At 68.2% G+C, this 17,393-nt stretch carries 18 protein-coding genes; 11 read left to right on the top strand and 7 right to left on the bottom strand.

The genetic code is table 11. The features are described from left to right. Positions 1-227 precede the first annotated feature (227 nt). A complete protein-coding gene (locus AMYNI_RS0140770; RefSeq protein ID WP_020673908.1) occupies positions 228-791 on the top strand; it encodes a dihydrofolate reductase family protein in 564 nt (187 codons plus the stop codon). Between the two features lie 34 nt (positions 792-825). Here the strand turns inward: AMYNI_RS0140770 and AMYNI_RS0140765 are convergent, their stop codons facing one another. Continuing rightward, complete coding sequence (locus tag AMYNI_RS0140765) at positions 826-1,833, bottom strand: RNA polymerase subunit sigma-70 (protein ID WP_026361553.1); 1,008 nt, start codon at positions 1,831-1,833, stop codon at positions 826-828. A gap of 309 nt (positions 1,834-2,142) precedes the next feature. Here AMYNI_RS0140765 and AMYNI_RS0140760 point away from each other — a divergent pair, with 309 nt between their 5' ends. The 5 genes from AMYNI_RS0140760 to AMYNI_RS46665 all read left to right on the top strand — a co-directional run bounded on the left by AMYNI_RS0140760 (position 2,143) and on the right by AMYNI_RS46665 (position 8,278). After that, a complete protein-coding gene (locus tag AMYNI_RS0140760) occupies positions 2,143-2,826 on the top strand; it encodes a TetR/AcrR family transcriptional regulator (protein ID WP_020673906.1) in 684 nt (227 codons plus the stop codon). A gap of 40 nt (positions 2,827-2,866) precedes the next feature. Next, a complete protein-coding gene (locus AMYNI_RS0140755) occupies positions 2,867-3,814 on the top strand; it encodes an SDR family NAD(P)-dependent oxidoreductase (protein WP_245574113.1) in 948 nt (315 codons plus the stop codon). 13 nt (positions 3,815-3,827) lie between these two features. Continuing rightward, positions 3,828-5,462, top strand: a complete 1,635-nt coding sequence (locus AMYNI_RS0140750) for an AMP-binding protein (protein WP_020673904.1) — start codon at positions 3,828-3,830, stop codon at positions 5,460-5,462. Further along, positions 5,440-6,951, top strand: a complete 1,512-nt coding sequence (locus tag AMYNI_RS0140745; RefSeq protein ID WP_020673903.1) for a flavin-containing monooxygenase — start codon at positions 5,440-5,442, stop codon at positions 6,949-6,951. Before AMYNI_RS0140750 ends, AMYNI_RS0140745 begins: the two co-directional genes overlap by 23 nt. Positions 6,952-7,087: 136 nt before the next feature. Continuing rightward, positions 7,088-8,278, top strand: coding sequence for a lipase family protein (locus tag AMYNI_RS46665; RefSeq protein ID WP_020673902.1), 1,191 nt, complete (start codon positions 7,088-7,090; stop codon positions 8,276-8,278). Between the two features lie 128 nt (positions 8,279-8,406). On the opposite strand, the gene AMYNI_RS0140735 is transcribed toward AMYNI_RS46665, so the two are convergent. Further along, entirely contained in the window at positions 8,407-8,889 is a 483-nt protein-coding gene (locus AMYNI_RS0140735) for a GNAT family N-acetyltransferase (RefSeq protein ID WP_020673901.1), read from the bottom strand. A gap of 494 nt (positions 8,890-9,383) precedes the next feature. Here AMYNI_RS0140735 and AMYNI_RS0140730 point away from each other — a divergent pair, with 494 nt between their 5' ends. Beyond that, complete coding sequence (locus AMYNI_RS0140730) at positions 9,384-10,409, top strand: LuxR C-terminal-related transcriptional regulator (protein WP_020673900.1); 1,026 nt, start codon at positions 9,384-9,386, stop codon at positions 10,407-10,409. A gap of 19 nt (positions 10,410-10,428) precedes the next feature. Here the strand turns inward: AMYNI_RS0140730 and AMYNI_RS0140725 are convergent, their stop codons facing one another. Then, complete coding sequence (locus tag AMYNI_RS0140725) at positions 10,429-11,550, bottom strand: epoxide hydrolase family protein (RefSeq protein ID WP_020673899.1); 1,122 nt, start codon at positions 11,548-11,550, stop codon at positions 10,429-10,431. A gap of 52 nt (positions 11,551-11,602) precedes the next feature. Beyond that, positions 11,603-12,997, bottom strand: coding sequence for an MFS transporter (locus tag AMYNI_RS0140720; RefSeq protein ID WP_245574112.1), 1,395 nt, complete (start codon positions 12,995-12,997; stop codon positions 11,603-11,605). Positions 12,998-13,081: 84 nt separating this feature from the next. Between AMYNI_RS0140720 and AMYNI_RS0140715 the strand changes: the two genes are divergently transcribed. Further along, complete coding sequence (locus AMYNI_RS0140715) at positions 13,082-13,666, top strand: CGNR zinc finger domain-containing protein (RefSeq protein ID WP_020673897.1); 585 nt, start codon at positions 13,082-13,084, stop codon at positions 13,664-13,666. Positions 13,667-13,777: 111 nt separating this feature from the next. On the opposite strand, the gene AMYNI_RS49480 is transcribed toward AMYNI_RS0140715, so the two are convergent. After that, a complete protein-coding gene (locus AMYNI_RS49480) occupies positions 13,778-13,954 on the bottom strand; it encodes a hypothetical protein (protein WP_157357713.1) in 177 nt (58 codons plus the stop codon). A 216-nt stretch (positions 13,955-14,170) separates the two neighbouring features. Here AMYNI_RS49480 and AMYNI_RS0140710 point away from each other — a divergent pair, with 216 nt between their 5' ends. From AMYNI_RS0140710 to AMYNI_RS0140700, 3 genes are all read left to right on the top strand, one after another. Then, on the top strand, positions 14,171-14,995 hold the full coding sequence (locus AMYNI_RS0140710) for a DUF72 domain-containing protein (RefSeq protein ID WP_020673896.1): 825 nt from the start codon (positions 14,171-14,173) through the stop codon (positions 14,993-14,995). 288 nt (positions 14,996-15,283) lie between these two features. Further along, complete coding sequence (locus AMYNI_RS47635; protein WP_020673895.1) at positions 15,284-15,943, top strand: TetR/AcrR family transcriptional regulator; 660 nt, start codon at positions 15,284-15,286, stop codon at positions 15,941-15,943. A 7-nt stretch (positions 15,944-15,950) separates the two neighbouring features. Continuing rightward, positions 15,951-16,364: a Dabb family protein gene (locus AMYNI_RS0140700; protein ID WP_020673894.1), complete on the top strand. Its 414-nt coding sequence runs from the start codon at positions 15,951-15,953 to the stop codon at positions 16,362-16,364. A 116-nt stretch (positions 16,365-16,480) separates the two neighbouring features. Here the strand turns inward: AMYNI_RS0140700 and AMYNI_RS46655 are convergent, their stop codons facing one another. Together AMYNI_RS46655 and AMYNI_RS0140690 are read right to left on the bottom strand one after the other, a co-directional pair. After that, positions 16,481-17,125, bottom strand: coding sequence for a DsbA family oxidoreductase (locus AMYNI_RS46655; protein ID WP_020673893.1), 645 nt, complete (start codon positions 17,123-17,125; stop codon positions 16,481-16,483). Beyond that, positions 17,122-17,391, bottom strand: a complete 270-nt coding sequence (locus tag AMYNI_RS0140690) for a nuclear transport factor 2 family protein (protein WP_084628600.1) — start codon at positions 17,389-17,391, stop codon at positions 17,122-17,124. The genes AMYNI_RS46655 and AMYNI_RS0140690 overlap by 4 nt, the downstream gene beginning before the upstream one ends. Between the last annotated feature and the right edge of the window lie 2 nt (positions 17,392-17,393).

Raw genomic sequence — 17,393 nt, 5'->3', positions numbered from 1 at the left:
TAGTGGGCCGCGCCGGCAAACGGCGAGTACGGACCACGGAAGCGACGCCGAGGCAGGACGTGGGTGCCGAGGCGTCCTCGGTAGCGGACTGCCTGCAAGTTGATCTTCTCAAACACGTTCTCGGCCTGGAACGCGAGAACTACCTGCGGACGCAGATCGCGCACCGATTAGGTTTTCGCGCCGCGGCCGTCTGTACGTGTGAGACCGACTCACGGAAGGCTGCCGCCATGCGAAAACTGATCTTCGGCATGAACGTGACCCTGGACGGCTACATCGCCGCACCCGGCGACGACATCGGCTGGAGCGTGCCGAGCGACGAACTGTTCCAGTGGTGGCTCGACCACGAGCTGGCGAGCGGCCTGTCGCTGTACGGGCGCAAGCTGTGGGAGACGATGAGCTCCTACTGGCCGACCGGCGATCAGCAGCCCAACGCCACTCCGGCGGAGATCGAGTTCGCGCGGAACTGGCGGGACACGCCGAAGGTGGTGTTCTCCTCGACGATCGACAAGGTCGACTGGAACACCCGCCTGGTCACCGGCGACGCGGTTACCGAGATCACCCGGCTCAGGGCCGGGGACGGCGGCCCGATGGGCATCGGCGGCGCGACGCTCGCCGGGGCGGCCATGCGGGCCGGGCTGATCGACGAATACGCGATCGCCACCTGCCCGGTCCTGGTGGGCGGCGGCACGCCGTTCTTCACCGCGCTGGACAGCTGGGTGAACCTGAATCTCGTGGAGACGCGGACGTTTTCCGGCGGTGTGGTGCTGACCCGATACGAGACGAGGCGATGAGCACGGGCCAAATGCTCGGCTCGTGAGGCTGTGATCACCGTGTCGGGGGCAGGTCCAGCCATGGTTTGTCGGTGGCGTCGAATCCGGTGAGCTCGGCGATCTTCCCGTCGACGATGTGCAGCACCGCGATGGCGAATAGCCGGTACTCCGGGTCGTCGGGGGTGCGGAGGTACAGCACGGCGGCAGGCAGGCGGTTGACCGTCGTGGTGATACCGCGCCAGTCGTCGTGGCCGCGCTGGAAGAGCCCGCCGGAGACCCAGCCGTCCACCGCGTCCTTGGCCGTCCTGATCACGGTGCCCGGCTCGGGCAGCATCGCGAAGCGCAGGTCGTCGCGCAGCAGGGACATCAGCCCGTCGAGGTCGTTGCGCTCATGGGCGTCGATGTACGACTTCACCACGCCGCGCTCGTCATTCGACAGCTCGTGGGTGGCGGGGCTCCGCCAGTCGAGGCGGCGGTCGGGCAGCTGCTCGCGCATCGTCACGCGCGCCCGCTGCAGTGCGCTGGTCACCGATGCGACGGTCAGCTCGAGGGCGTCGGCGGCCTTCGACGCCGGCCAGCCGAGGACGTCGCGCAGGATGAGCACCGCCCGCTGCCGCGGCGGCAGGTGCTGGACGGCGACGATGAACGCCAGCTCGATCGTCTCCCGCGCCACCACCGATTCCTGCGGGTCCTCGGGGAGCATCCGGTCGGGGTACGGCTGCAGGTACAGCACCTCGGAGCCGGAGTCCGGCAGCTCGGACGGTGCGGGTGTGCGGTCATTGCGCTTCTCCAGGAAGTCGAGGCAGACGTTCGTCGCGATCCGGTACAGCCAGGTCCGCAGTGCAGCGTGGCCCTTGAACGACTCTCGTTTGTTCCACGCTCGCAGGAACGTCTCCTGCGTCATGTCCTGGGCGTCCTCGTAATTCGCGAGCATCCGGTAGCAGTGCACCTGCAGCTCACGCCGGTGGCGTTCCGTGATGAGCGCGAACCGCGCCGTATCGCCCGAGCGGGCCACCGCGATGAACGTGGCCTCGTCGGCACCCAGCGGTTCAGCGTCGGTCATGGTCATCAATCCTTCCACCGGTGCGAGGGGGCTACCAGAACTGACGACGTGGCGGAGGATTTCTGATCGGCTGGGGCTGGGTGAGGTTGTTCATGATCAGGTGCGCCGCTGCTGGATCAGCGACTGTTCCAGGGCGTAGGCGGTGACGTAGAGGGACAGAGCGTCGATCACCCAGGCGGCGGTCCGCGGTTCGACTCCGCCGACCTGTCGGGGCGTAGGTCGAGTTTGAATCCGATTCAATTTTGGTCTTGACGGGCCGAGGCGGAGATCTTACCGTCGTAATTTGAATCGAGTTCAAACTCTGGAGGTGTGGTGGTCGGGAACCGGCGTGGTGAGGCGTCGAGGTCGGGTCTTCTCGAGGCGGGCAAGGCGGCCTTCAGCGAGCGGCGGTACGAGGAGGTCTCGATCGTGGACCTGGCGCGGTCGATCGGGGTGGCGGCCGGGTCGATCAGCTACCACTTCGGCGGCAAGCGGGGCTTCTACCTGGCGGTGCTCGAGGCGGCGGCTGATGAGTTCTGGAGTGATCTGGTGTCGATGCGCGGTCCGGCCTTGGATCGGTTGACCCGTGGTGTGGACAAGTTCCTCGACCGGGCCATCCGGCAGCCGCGTGCGTTCGAGGCGTTGATCGCCGATGTCGCAGACGGGGAGGTGCGCCGGATCCGGGAGCTGCACCGGAGCCGGCTCACCGACGCGCTGGCGGTGGAGGTCACCGGAGCCGATTCGACGCCGGTCCTGCGAGCGGCGATCAGCGGATCGGTGTCGTTCATGGAGGGACTGGTGCTGCATTGGTTGCGCACCAAGGAGATCTCGCGTGAAAAAGTCAAGGAGCTGATCATCGCCAACTTCTTCGCCACAGTGCTGAGCGCGTTGCGCGCCGACCCCGAAATCGAACTGAGCGGCCGGGTGGTTGAGGCGATGACCTCCGATTCACCGCTGCTGTCGCTGTTCCCCGGCCTGCCGGCAGCGCCGAAACCCGCCGAGAACCTGGAGTAGGGCTATGTCATCCGTTTTTCCCACCGGCCCGTCGCGGATCGTGCACCATCCGTTCGCGCGGGCAGCGTCGTGGCTGGTCGGTCCGCGCGGTCTGCGCGACACCGCCCGCCTGCGCCGGGAACTGCGAGGAAAGGTCGTGGTCATCACCGGTGCCTCGTTCGGTGTCGGTGCGGCGACCGCGGAGTTGTTCGCCGCGGCCGGTGCGCGGGTGGTGTTGGCGGCGCGGTCGGTGGATCAGCTTCGCGTGGTCGCCGACCGGATCGGCGCGGCCGGTGGGGAGGCCCTTCCGTATCGGCTGGATCTGACCGACGAGCTGTCGGTCAGTGAGTTCGCGGCCGCGGTTCTGCACGATTTCGGTGGCATTGACTACTTGATTCACAACGCGGGCAAATCGTTGCGTCGCTCCGTCCACTTGTCCTACGACCGGCCCAAGGACGTCACGTCGACGTCGGGTGCCAACTATCTGGGGCCGATGCGGCTGACTCTGGCGCTGCTGCCGTCCATGCGGGCACAGGGGCACGGGCACATCGTGAACGTCTCGACGGTCGGCATCATGTTCCCGGTAGTGCCGAAATGGGGCTTCTACCTGTCCTCGAAGGCGGCATTCGATTGGTGGATGCGCGCCGTCGGCATGGAGGCGCGCCCCGACGGGGTCACGCTGACCACCGTCTACGCCGGGCTGATGCACACCCGGATGAGCGCGCCGAGCCGGTGGATGCGCGTTCTCCCCGGCCAGACACCCGAGGACGCCGCCAGGGTCCTGGCGAAGGCGGTCGTGCGCAAACCTCGCACGATGACACCGATCTACGGACACATGAGCGCGATCGCCGCACCGATCCTGCGCGTGCCGAACGAAATCCTCATCGGCCGGCTCTACCGGCGCCTCGGCGACACTGAGGTCTCGCTGGCCCGCGCGCGGGCGACCAGTGCTGTTGGAGACCCCGCTGCCGGCCCGGCCGGGGGAGAGGTGATTTCGCGTGCTGTCTGAACATGTGCACGATATGCGGCAGTGGGCCACCGCGATGCCCGCGATCGTCCGCTCGGGCGTGTTGGCTCCGGTCGGACCGCGTGCCGCGCTCGCGATGATCCGCGGTTTCCGCCAGTTCGGCCCGACCCCGGCGATGTTGTTGGCGGCCTCGGCGATCCGCTATCCCGACCGGGTGGCGGTCATCGATGAGACCGGGCAGCTGACCTACCGCGAATTGCAGCAGCGCTGCGAACGGATCGCCGCCGGACTGTTCGCCGCCGCGCCGATCCCGCCGCGATCGGTGGGCATCTTGTGCCGCAACCACCGGACTTTCCTCGAGGCGGTGGGCGCGGGCGCACAGCTGGGCGCGGAGTTGATATTCATCAACACCGAACTGCCACCGCAGCAGCTGCAGGCGATTCTGCGCCGCCACAACCCCGACATCCTGATCTACGACGACGAGTACGCAGCCACGGTCGAAGACGCCGAGATCGGCGGCCTGCGGGTGCTGGCCTGGCAGGAATCCGATGCGGCGCTTTCGACGGCGCTGACGATGGAACACCTTGCCCGCCAACACAATCCGGCACCACCGCCGGTGCGGCGCGCGGTCAAGCTGACCCTGCTGACCTCGGGCACCACCGGCCTGGCCAAGGGCGTTCCGCGGGCGATCAATCCGCTGGCGATCATGCTGCTGACGGTCACCGCCATGGCCACGGTCAGGCTGCGTCCGAGCGACCGGGTTCTGGTCGCGCCGCCGTTCTTCCACGGCTTCGGCCTCCTGGGGGCGCTGGGTCCGCTGGCGCTGGGCGCCACCGCGATCTGCCGGCGCCGCTTCGACGCTGCCGCAGCGCTGGCCGACATTGACCGGTATCGGGTGACCGTGCTGATGGCGGTGCCGGTGATGTTGCAGCGGCTGCTCGCCGCGCCCGGCGCGGGGCCGCGCTCGTCGCTGCGGGTCATTCTCACCGGGGCTGCCCCGATCACCGCTTCGACGATCTCGGCCGTGATCGACACCTTCGGCCCGATCCTGGCCAACGGCTACGGTTCCACCGAAGTCGGCCTGGTCAGCATCGCCACCCCGGACGACCTGACGGCCACCCCGAACACCGTCGGCCGTCGCGCGCTCGGTGTGTCGGTGCGGATTCTGCGTGCCGACAACTCGGTGGCCGCGCCCGGCGAGACGGGCCGGGTCTTCGTGCGCACCGGCCTGGAGTACACCGGTTACACCCCCGACCCGTCGGCCGCGGTGTCGACCAAGGAGATCGTCGACGGCCACGTCGACACCGGCGACATGGGCCACTTCGACGCGACCGGCAGACTGTTCATCGACGGCCGATCCGACGACATGATCGTCTCCGGCGGAGAGAACGTGTTTCCCGGCGAGGTCGAGGACCGCCTCGCCGCGCATCCCGACATCACCGACGCCGTCGTCGTCGGGGTCGCAGACGACGAGTTCGGGCAGGTGCTGCACGCGTTCGTCGTGACCCGTCCCGGTGCGCCCGGCCTGTCCGACGACGAACTCAAACAACACGTCCGGGCCGGCCTCGAACGCTACAAGGTGCCAAAGCGATTCCTCGTGCTCGACGAGATTCCCCGCAACGCCAGCGGAAAGGTCCTGCGGACCAAGCTGTACGAGAGGACTGCGCATGGCAACGACGTCGCCTCGTGACCCCTCGATCATCATCGTCGGCGCCGGCGTGGCAGGGGTCGCGACCGCAGTCACCTTCAAGCGGGCCGGATTCGAGAACTTCGTCATTCTGGAGAAGGGTGCCGACGTCGGCGGAGTGTGGTTCTGGAATCGCTACCCCGGCCTGACCTGCGACGTGCCCTCACAGCTCTACCAGTTCGGGTTCGCGCCGAAAGCGGACTGGTCGCGGATCTGGGCGAGCGGGCCCGAGATCCAGCGGTACCACCGCGACGTCGTCGAGCAGTTCGGTCTCGCGCCGCACCTGCGTCTGGACAGCGAGGTGACCGACGCACGGTTCGACGGCCGCGCCTGGACGGTGGGCACCGCCGACGGGCACACGCGAACCGCCGACTTCGTCATCGCCGCGACTGGGGTGCTGCACCATCCGTTCATCCCCGACATCCCCGGGCTGGACGGTTTCGGCGGCGAGGTCGTGCATACCGCCCGCTGGGACGACGCCATCGAGACCAGGGGAAAGCGGGTCGCGGTGATCGGCAGCGGCTCCACCGGCGTACAGATCGTCTCCGCGTTGCAGCCCGAGGCGGCCAAACTGACCCAGTTCGCCCGCACCCCGCAATGGGTGCTGTGGGCGCCGATGGGCGTGCGCCAGCCTCGGCTGTTCGGCAAGGCGCTGGCGGCCGCACCGGCATTGCACAACCTGCTCTACGACGTTTCGCTGTGGGCGTCCGGAATTCTGGCGGATATTGTGCTGCGCCCGAGCTGGCGGCGGCGTCTGGTCCAGCGTTTCGCCCGATGGTCGTTGCGCGCCCAGGTGCGCGACAAGGCGCTGCGGGAACGGCTGACTCCCGACTACGAGCCGCTGTGTAAGCGGCAGGTGCTGTCCGGCACCTACTATCGGGCCATTCGCGCGGACAATGCGGAACTGGTGACCGAGAGGATCGCCGAGATCACGTCGTCCGGGATCCGCACCGCGGACGGTCGCGAGCATCCTGTCGACGTGCTCGTTCTCGCCACCGGTTTCCACCCGCACAATTACATGCGGCCGATGAATCTACGCGGCCGGGACGGAATCACCATCGACGAAGCCTGGGAGAAGGGGCCGATGGCTTACCGGATGACCGCGATTCCTGGTTTTCCCAACCTTTTCACCGTGCTCGGTCCGAATTCGCCGACCGGGTCGATTTCGTTGCAGTACTCCGCAGAATTGACCGCCCGCTACCTCACTCGCTGGCTCGAACGATTCCGCGACGGGTCCGTCGACACCGTCGAGGTGACCGAGGAAGCCACCGCGCGATTCAACGACGAGGTGGCCGAGGCGATGGGGCCGACGGTGTGGAACACCGGCTGCAATTCCTGGTACTTCACCGACAACAACACCATTGATTTGTGGCCGTTCGACCGCAAGACGATGACCGCGATGCTGACCGAACCCGACGATCGCGACTACCGGGTGACCCGCCGCGACGCCACATCGGATCAGGCCGCGGCGGCAGCCCCGGCCGAGCAGTGAGGACAGCGATGGAAACCTCGGACGGCGACTGATCGACGATCTACGCGCGCTGACCGGAATCGATCCCGACCTGCGCAGGTAGGCCGGCACGAGGCGAGCCCGGCCGATGACCCGCAACACCCGCCGAGGAGCGATCATGAAACGAGCCCTGTTCGTCGTGCTGGTCGCGGTACTGACTGCCTTCGTCGCCACCCAGCCCGCGCCCGCCGTCGAGCCGGGCCGCCCTGGTGACGTCGTATCCGCGACCGAGGCGCCCGCGCACCTGCTCCTCGGCATCCCGCTGGACGCCCGCGCCTGGAAGATCAGCTACCGCTCCACCACGGCGACCGGCGAGCCGACCGCGGTCACCGGCACGGTGCTGGTGCCGAAGGCGCCGCATCCGGGGCCGCGACCGCTTGTCGGGTTCGCCGCCGGAACGCAGGGCCTGGCCGACCGCTGCGCACCGTCGCAGGGACTCGCGCTCGGGCTGCAGTACGAGGCACCATTGCTCGGTGAGATGCTGCGCCGCGGCTGGGCGGTTGCGCTCACCGACTACCCCGGACTCGGCACCCCCGGTGAGCACCCGTACGTCGTCGGCCGTGCGCTCGGCCCCGCCGTGCTCGACGCGATGCGCGCCGCCCGCCGGCTCCCGCCCGCCGGGCTCGATCCGGCCGGCCCGCTGGCGGTGCACGGCTACTCCGAGGGCGGCAACGCCGCCGGCTGGACCGCCCAGCTTCAGCCGTCCTACGCCCCCGACCTGCCGCTGGCCGGCGTCACCGTCGGCGCCGCACCGGCCGACCTGCGGGGCCTGGCAGCCACCCACGACGGCGGCCCGCTGGCGTTCCTGCTGGCCTACGCCGCCATCGGGTTCGACGCCGCCTACCCGGAACTCCACCTTGACCGGTACTTCAACGACCTCGGCAGGCGGACGGTCGCCACCCTCCGCGACACCTGCATCGTCGACGCCTTCCTCCGTTCGCCGATCCTGCCGCACCGGATCGACGAGATCACCACCACCAACCCGCTGCGCCGGCCCGACTGGCAGGCCCGGCTCACCGAGAACAACCTCGGCGCGCTCGCCCCCACCACCTCGGTGCTGCTCGGCAACGCCGGCCAGGACGAGGTCATCCCCGCCCAGCAGGGCCGGGAGCTGTACCGGCAGTGGTGCGCGCTCGGGGTGAACGCGCACGCCGTGGACATCCCGTTCGGCGAGCACCTCACCGGCTACCTGTCCTTCGCCGGGCCGGCACTGGACTTCCTCACCGACCGGCTCGCGGGCCGTCCGCTGCCCAGGGCTGCTGAATGCGCGCAGCCAGCGCGACCGGGGTCAGGTGCTGGTCCGTACTGAGGCGATCGGTGTCAGCTACCACGAGACCGCGCTGCGGGTGTGGTGACAGCGGTCGGGGACGGCGTCGATCCGGCGCTGTCCGGGTCGGCGTGGTCCTCGACCACACCGACCCGGTATGGCCCGCCTGCTCAGATTGCCTTCGTGTAGCTGATGTTGGGAAACGGCGTGAAGCCGAGCGAGTCGTACAGGCTCCGCGCGGGTGCGTGGAAGTCGTCTCCACCGGTACCGATGGAGACGACTTCCACCCCGGCGGTCTTCAGGTGCGCCAAGGCATGTGCTGCCAGCGCTCGGCCGGTCCCGAGCCTTCTGGACGCCTCCGCGACGGCCAGGATGTCGATTTCGCCGTGACGCTCGGTTTCCTCGATGATCCAGCCGACAAAGCCGGCCACCTGTCCGTCGATCCGTGCGACGGCGGCGAACTTGCCGTTGTCCGGGGCATGGATGCCGGCCAGGTGACGTCGGTAGTCCTCCTTCCAGTCGCCGTGGCGATTGAGGAAAACGGTATCGCCGACGACCGACCGGAAGGAGTCCTCGTAGAACGGCCCGAAGACGCTGAGCGTCAGCTCGAGAAGAGCGGGGAGATCCGCGGGACTGAGTGGACGAATGTCCATGAAGGTGCCTTTCTTGAGAGAGTGTGAATCCGACGCCGTTGCCCGTGTCGGGCAACGGCGATCACGCCCCGTGGGGCATCTCTCAGGCGCGAGTCCGAGTCGCCGCGAAGCACTCCATGGCCAGCACCCTACTACGGTCGACGAGCGACTTCAGCGGCCGACTTGGCATAGGCGCCGGCGCTGGTGTCCCATAGTCGGCGGAAGTAGCGGTTGAGCTGGCTTTGGTCGTAGAGGCCCACTTCGGCTGCGACGCAAGCCCCATCCGGTGTGCACCCACCGCGACGCTTTCGGTGTAGACGTGTGCGTCACCGATGAATTCCCCACCACCGCTGGGCGGACGCGATCGCCGGTCCGGCTGCGGCGGCTGCCAGCAGCAACGTCGCCGGCAGTGCCCATCCCCAGGGAACCGGGGGTTGACGGCGGCCTGTGAATAGGAAGCGGCCGAGGGACATCAGTGGTAGTTCCTGCAGGTTGTCATCGGTCATACTCGGTGCATGACCAGGGCGTCGGGCGCTATCCACAGCAACATTCCCGCGCTGGCGGCGGAGGCCGGCACCGAGGGGGAGTTGGGCGCGGTCATCTCGCGGCAGGTCGGGCGGCTGGTCGGGCACGACGGATTCCAGATGATCGGCTTGGACCCCATCGCGCGGGCGGGCTGCCTCTACGCCCAGCAGAACTGCTACACCGACCAGGCCAACCAGTATCTCAAGGTCCCTCAGGACTTCTCCGGTCGGCGTGGGACGCCCTTTGGGCGCCTGGTCCACGGCCGCCCGGTCGAACTACTCGGCCTCGGCCTGCCAGACCCGCGCGACGAGCCGGTGCGTGAGGTCATGGCCGCTGAGGGGTTCGGCAGCGAGCTGCGGATCGCGTTCATCCAGGGCGGCCGGCCATGGGGGGCGATGGCCCTGCTGCGGGAGCGGTCGAGCAGGCCGTTCTCTGCCGAGAACATCGCCGACGCCGAACGCATGTGCTTACCACTGGCCACAGCCCTGCGCCAGTTCGTGGTCGGCAAGCCCATGCGACCCACCCGTGGTGGGCACGGAGTGGGCGTGCTCGTCCTCGACCAGCACCTCACGGTCAAGGCCGCAACCCACTCCGCCCGGGCCTGGCTGCGCAAGCTGTCACCCGACCAGGTAGCGGTCAACGAAGTGATGTCGATCCGACTGGTGCGCAGCGTCGCCTTCGCCACCGTCCGCACGGGCCGACCGGTGATCAACACGGTGCCCACCCTCGACGGGTGGTTGTCGCTGCAAGGTGAGTTGATCGACGGGGCCCGTGATGTGGCCATCACCATCCAACCCCCATCAGGTCGCGTCCTCCTGCCTGCGACCGCTGCCTGGCATGGCATCACTCCCCGAGAGCAAGCCGTCGTCGAGCTGATTCTGGAAGGCCTGCCGACCAAGCAGATCGCCCGGCACCTCGGCATCTCCCCGCACACCGCCACCGATCACCTCAAAGCCATCTACCGCAAGACCAGCGTGAACAGCCGTGAGGAACTCGTCGCCGCCTTAGCCCAATGAACCAGCGCGACACGGACAGTCAGCGGAACAGGCGGAAGAACCCGCGCACTTGCTTGACCAGCGACTTCGGCTGCTCCAGTGCGGCGAAGTGGCCACCTCGCGGCAGTTCCTCGAACCAGCGCAGGTCGGTGAACCGCAGCTCGGCCTCCCGCCGCGACGGGCGGGTTATGTCACGTGGGTAGACCGACAGCCCGGTTGGCGCGGTGACCTTGTCCCGGAAGTTGGCGAAGCTCTCCCAGTACAGGCGCGCCGACGACGTGGCCGACGCGGTGAACCAATAGACCGAGATCTCGTCGAGGATCGTCTGCCGCGACAACGCGTCCTCGGGATGGCCGTTGTTGTCCGTCCAGGCCCAGAACTTCTCGGCGATCCAGGCGGCCTGCCCCGCCGGGGAGTCGGTGAGGCCGTAGCCGAGTGTCTGCGGCCGGGTCGCCTGGATCGCCGAGTACCCCCGGCCGGTGCGCTGGAACTCCTTTGTGGCCTCGAGGTTCGCTAGCTCCGCTGGTGTCGGGTTGTCGAAGGTGCCCGCCGCAACGGATCCCAGGTTCAGGTGCACGCCGGCGACCCGCTCGGGCGCCACCTCGCCCAGCGCGCCGGACACCGCCGAACCCCAGTCACCGCCCTGCGCGCCGTACCGTTCGTAACCCAGCGAGACCATCAACGTGTCCCAAGCGCGCGCGATGCGAGTGATGCCCCACCCGGTCGTCGACGGCTTGTCACTCCAGCCGTATCCGGGCAACGACGGCGCGACCACGTGGAACGCGTCCGCCGGGTCACCGCCGTGCGCGCGCGGGTCGGTCAGCGGGCCGAGGACCTCCAGGAACTCGAGCACCGAACCCGGCCACCCGTGCGTGAGCACGAGCGGGAACGCGTCCGGCTCCGGCGATCGGACGTGCAGGAAGTGGATGCCCAGCCCGTCGATCGTGTCGCGGTACTGCGGGAAGGCGTTCAGCCGCTCGGCGAACCCGAAGTCGTAGTCCTCGGCCCAGCTGCGGCAAAGCTCCTGCGCATAAGCCAGCGGCAACCCCTGCGACCAGTCGTCCACCGGCTCGCGCTCGGGCCACCGTGTCCGTCGCAATCGTTCCCGCAGGTCCGCGATCTCGGCTTCGGTGATGCTGACCTCGAATGGCTCGGCGGACATGGCAAGGCTCCTTACTGGTCAAGGCTTTAGCGGATCAGATGCAGGTGGACCGTCATCGCGGGCTCCCACGCGTGGCGTCGGGTTCGGGGCGCCGGGTCAGGCTGAGGACGAGTCCGGCCAGGGGGAGTGCCGCGAGCACGGCGAGGGCCACCGGCACCGACACGATGCCGGACAGGCCGGCGACAGCGGCCGGACCGATTCCGCCACCTAGGGCGGTCATGAAGTTGAACAGGCCCTGTGCGGTGTCGCGGTCGTCCGCGGCGACCAGGTCCGGTGCGAGGCTCACCAGTACGGCTTGGGTGCCGGCGAACCCGCACACGGTCAACGCCGTGCCGACGACAATCGGGATCGGCCCGGTGAAGATCGCGACCACGAGCACGCCGACGACGGTGAGCGCCGCAAGCCCGGCCGACACCTGCCAGCCGGTGAACCGGTCGGTCAAGGTGCCGACCAGCCGCCCGGCCAGCACCGAGCAGGCGGCGGCCGGGACCAAGAGCACGCCGGCTTCCAGGGGGCCACCGCCCGTGGCCTGCTCGATCAGGGACGGGGCGCGGAACAGCACCCCGTAGTAGCCGGCGAAGACGGTCCCGCCGATGAGCCCGGCCGCCAGGAAGCCGCGGGATGCGATCACCCGCCGAGGCACGAACCCGTCGGGCGTCCTTCGCACGCGCCACCACAGTCCCACGGCGGCGAGCGCCCCGGCGGCGGCCACGACGAGCGTGACCGGAGCGGGCAGGCCGACCGAGTGTGCCTGCAGCAACGTGATCAAGGAGCCGGCGAGTACCGACAGCCGGGCCGCGCCGACGATATCGAGTCGTCCGGTCGAGCCGTTTCGCTCGCCGCTACCGCTCAGCGCGCGCCTGCTCGGCAACGCGGCCAGCAGCAGGGGCAGCGCGAGGACCGGGATCGCGAGCACGGCACGCCACCCGAGCCATGCGGTCACCGCTCCGCCCAACAGGGTCCCGCACCCCGACGCTGTCGCGCTGGCGGCCGCGATGATTCCCAGGGCGCGGATCCGTTGCCGCCCGGGAAGGGCGGTGGCCGCGGCGAAGACGGCGATCACGGTCGCGCCCGCCCCGGCACCGCCGATCAGTCGGCCGATGATCACGACGGACAGCGTCGGCCCGGCTCCGGCGAGCGCGGAGCCCGCGGCGAGCGCCATGACCCCGGCGACGAGGACCTGGAAGGGGCTCCAGCGGACCAGCAGCCGACCCGCGACCGGCATCGCAAGCGCGGAGGTCAGCGACCACGCGGCGAGAATCCATGCGGTGGCCCCGAACGGCACCTCGAGTGCGCGGCCGATGGCAGGCAGGGCCACCGACGGCGCTCCCAGTGCCACGTACATCGGCAGCACCAGCATCCCCAATGTCAGCCCCAGCCGACGCTCGTCCGGGGCGTGGTTCGATCCTCCGCTGGGGGCTCCGACGACGGGGATCGTCTGCGGCATCGTCGCCTCCTCCCCGGGTACGTTCTGTGACACGTGAAAGCTACTATGGATGTCACGCTACGGAACGGTGAGGAGACAGGTCAAATGCTTGATGCGTGTTACACCACCTCGGCGGTCCAGACGGCCGTCGACCTGGCCAACACCTTGCGGCCGATCAAGGGAGAGGACGCGCTCGAGACCGTGGAGCAGCTCCGGGACTTCCTTGACGACCATCCCGCGGCTGAGCCTCCGAGTTCGGCCGCGAACCAGGGGACCGGTACGCGGCATCTCACCCGCGCCGACCTGGCGGAAGTCCGCGCGTTGCGCGAGACGGTGCGTGAGGTTCTCGAACGGGCGAACGCGGACGCGGTCGAAGCTGCGGCTCTGATCAACGAGGGTCTGCGTCGCAGCCGCGCCACCCCGGTACTGCGTCGCGAGGACGACCGCTGGTTGACCGAGGTGACCTCCGACACCGACCGCTGCTCGGCGCACCTTGCCGCGACTGCGCTCAGCGCACTGGCCTCCGTGATCGCCACGCTCGGTCCCGCTCGCCTCGGCGCATGTGCCGGGCCGACCTGCCGGGCCACTTTTGTGGACCTCTCGCGCAACGGCTCGAAGCAGTACTGCACCCGAACCTGCGCACACCGGGCCAGCGTCGCGGCCTACCGGAGCCGGAACAGCCCACGCTGAGCCCGCAATATCTCCGTTCTGATCGTCCAGGGCGCAGCGCGAGCCTGGTATCAATCCGACAATGCGCGTGCTCTCCGCGCGTATCCAGAACCGGGCACATCCGTGCCACCGTCAGGCTGGAAATCGACTCGGTTCCGGCGCGATATCGAGCGCCGAATCGCCACGTCCGTCAGGTGGTGCGGCCCAGCGCGCCAGCGCGTCGTGCACGGCCGGATCGAGCGACTCGGCCTGGCCGGACGCACGGGCCAGGTCCCACTCGGTGACGGTCAGGTGCCAGAACTGCGTCAATCACACAGGTGCGGTAGAAGTTACTGACAACCGCCGTCCGGCGACAATCTGAAGTAGTCATGCCCACGACGATGAACGCCGTGAGCATGACTAACGACCTCGTCGCGGCATGAGCGGGTGTTCGGCTACCGCCGTCTCTCCGAGCTGGCGACAGGCTATCTTCACTCGCGATCGATGGGAGTTGGCGGAGTGGCGCGTCTTCATGTCGGCTGTGCGATGTGGACCCACAAGGCGTGGTCTGGGCGGTTCCTGCCGCAGTCGTTGCCGGCCAACCAGCGTCTGCGTGCCTATGCCGGCTGGTGCAACGCGGTCGAGGGCAACACCACCTTCTACGCGATCCCCACGCAAGCCACAGTCGCGACGTGGGCGCAGCAGACCGACCCCGGCTTCCGGTTCGTGGTCAAGCTGCCCAAGGTCGTCACACACGAGCGCCGGCTGGTCGGTGTCGAGACCGAGATGCGGGCGTTCCTCGATGCGATCGAGCCCCTCGGCGAACGGGCGGTCCTGTGGACCCAGTTGCCCGGCTCGTTCGGCCCTTCGGACGTCGATGCCCTCGGCCGTTTCCTGCGCCGGCTCCCCGCCGACCGCCGGCGCGCCGTGGAGGTGCGTCACCCTGGGTTCTTCACCAACACCGTCTCCACATCTCTGCTGGAGGCAACGCTCGCCGACGCGAACGCCGAATGGCTGCCTTTCGACACCACGGCCTTCTTCCAGAGCCCGCCAACCAGCGAGGCCGAACAGGACGCCTGGGCCAAGAAACCACGGCTGCCGCGACGCACACGGGCACTGACCGACCGACCCATTGTCCGCTACCTGGGCCGCGACTCGATCGAGAAGACCGTCGAGGGATGGCAGGTCTGGACCGCGGTGGTCGCCGGCTGGCTACGTGAGGGCCGGTCACCGACGGTTTTCCTGCACACCCCCGACAACGACGACGCGCCCGCACTTGCCCGCCGATTCCACGACGACGTGCGAACGCTCGTGCCCAGCCTCGACCCACTGGCCGAGCCCGAACCGGTTGAGCCCGCCACCCTGTTCTGAGCGATGTCGCGATCGAGTGGGATACCCACGCCCCGGCATGGTCGACTGCCAACGAGTCGAGCGGGTGGCTCCGAGGATGTGGAAGGCGAGTGAGCTTCCCCCGGTTGTCCGGACACCTGGCGTTGCCCCCGAATCTGGAACCACAGACCACAAACCGGTTTGGCGCACCGCCTTGATCACCAACCGCCGCCGCGGCAGGTGCCCGCAGCGCGCGATGCGGCTTGACAGCGTCCCGACGCGAGCTAACATTAACGTCGTTAGGAAATCTAACAACGTTAGGAGTTGGCCATGGGGCGGCGAGAGGAGGTGCGCCGCCGGACGTTCGATGAGATCTTGTCGGCCGCGAGCCGGGTGGCGGAGGATGAGGGGTGGCCAGCGGTGACGATTCGGCGGATCGCCGCCGAGATCGGCTACAGCGCGCCAGTGATCTACCAGCATTTCGAGAACAAGGACGCGGTGCTGCACACCGTCCTGGACCGGGGCAACGCGGCGTTGCTGCGGCGGATGCGGGACGCGGTGGACGCCGGTCCGGCGTCCGACGGAGTGCGTCTCGCGGCGGTCGCGTATCTCGAGTTCGCCCGGTCCCAGCCCAGCCTCTACCAGTTGATGGCCAGCCCGCCCGGCGCGGTGGTCGACGCTGTCGCACGGCGTCGGGCCGCCGCTGAGGTGATCGAGTTCACCGGGCAGGTCATCCAGGAGTGGGCGGCTGCTGAGTCAGTGCGCCTGCGTAGCGTCGAGGACGCATGCGACCTCCTCTGGGCCACGACGCACGGCCTGGCCGGCATCGGTTTACTCGCGGACATCGGATTTGACCGCGCGCTGCGATTGGCCGATCAGGCGGTAGCTGCCCTGCTCGCCTACTGGTCCGGCTCCCTGACCACCGTCAACTCCCCGGCCACCGAGGCCATGGCGACCCGGGGCGATTCGTCAACCGTCACCAGAAGGTGAGAGAACAATGATTTACCACCACAACCGGATAATCTTCAAAACGACCGCAACCGACGAACAGCGTGCGGAAGCTCTTGCGAGCCTGCGTAACCAGGGTGAGAAAATCGACGCAGTGATACGTTATGTCGTCGGTAAGGATATCGGTGGCGAGTTCGAGTACAGTGCCGTCTTCGTCATCGAAGACCTGAAGGGGTACTGGGAATATCTGACGGCTCCGTCGCACACGCACACCGACCATATCGGCCTGCCGCTGGTGGAAAAATTCGTCTCCTACGACACCACCGACAGCGACGACCCCGGGATCGCCGAGAAGATCGCCGAATTACACGCGCGCCGCTACTCCGGCAATCCCGCCCTTACCAAACTCGTGGCCGACCTGCCCTCTTACACCGGCAGCAACGCACCGACCACGACGTCGTAGTGACGCAGCATCCCGACCGAGACTCGGGCGCGGCAAGCGAGTTCTCCGATACTCAACATGACGAACCCACTTCAGCCCCTGATCGGCCCAGACACCCTCGCGCCACGCCGAAACCGTTACGGCACAACCGAATCGGAGTTCACGGAACGGCCACTGAGTAGCGCCCGAAGTTCGTCCACCGGTAGCGCTCCGGAGAGCGTTCGGTCGCCGATGCGGTAGCCGGGTACGGCCGTGACCCCGGCTTTGTCGGCTTCCGCGTGGTCGGTCAGCACCGTGTCGGCGTGCTGGTCGCCGGCGAGCAGCGTGACGATCTCGTCCTTGACGAGGCCGGTGTCGGTGGCGAGTTCGGTGAGCACGTCGTGGTCGGCGATGTTGCGCAATTCCGTGTGGTAGGCGAAGTAAAGCCGCTCGAGCAGGGCTGGGACCACATCGTGCTTGGCGGCGTGGTGCACGAGGCGGTGCGCGTCCATGGTGTTCACCGGGTGCACCGATTCGGTGCGCAGGACGAGGCCATGCTCGGCGCCGGCGTGACGGATGCGGGTGAAGATCTGGTCGATCTCCGTCGCGCTCAGGCCCCAATCAGTGCTCATGATCTCGGGCAGGGACCTGGCCGGTGTTCGGGCGGCGTCCGGACGGAGTTGGAAGGATCGCCATCGGGTGCGCACGCGCTGACCGCTGCCGGCCACGGCCTGCGCCCACTTCCGCATGCCGATGTAGCACCACGGGCATGCGATGTCGAACCACACCTCGGCGGTGATCATGCGACCACCGTGTTCTGCCCCACCCGGATATGCCAGCCATCAGTCTCTCTGGCCAGCACCAACACCAGCACGCTCTCCTGCTCCTGGCCGTCCACCGGTCGAAGGGATCCGTCCGGATTGGCCGGGCGCTGACGAACATGGACGACCGCGACGTTCACGAAGATCGGATCCGCGGCGAACAGGTCGTTCATCGCACGAGCATCGTTGACATTGAACGCGGTCTCATACCGAGCCACCACATCCGTCAACGCGTCATCATCAGCCATGG

The organism is Amycolatopsis nigrescens CSC17Ta-90 (genome assembly GCF_000384315.1).
GTDB lineage: Bacteria > Actinomycetota > Actinomycetes > Mycobacteriales > Pseudonocardiaceae > Amycolatopsis > Amycolatopsis nigrescens.
The sequence above is the reverse complement of the archived record's forward strand: the minus strand, read 5'-3'. Positions and strand labels throughout refer to the sequence as shown.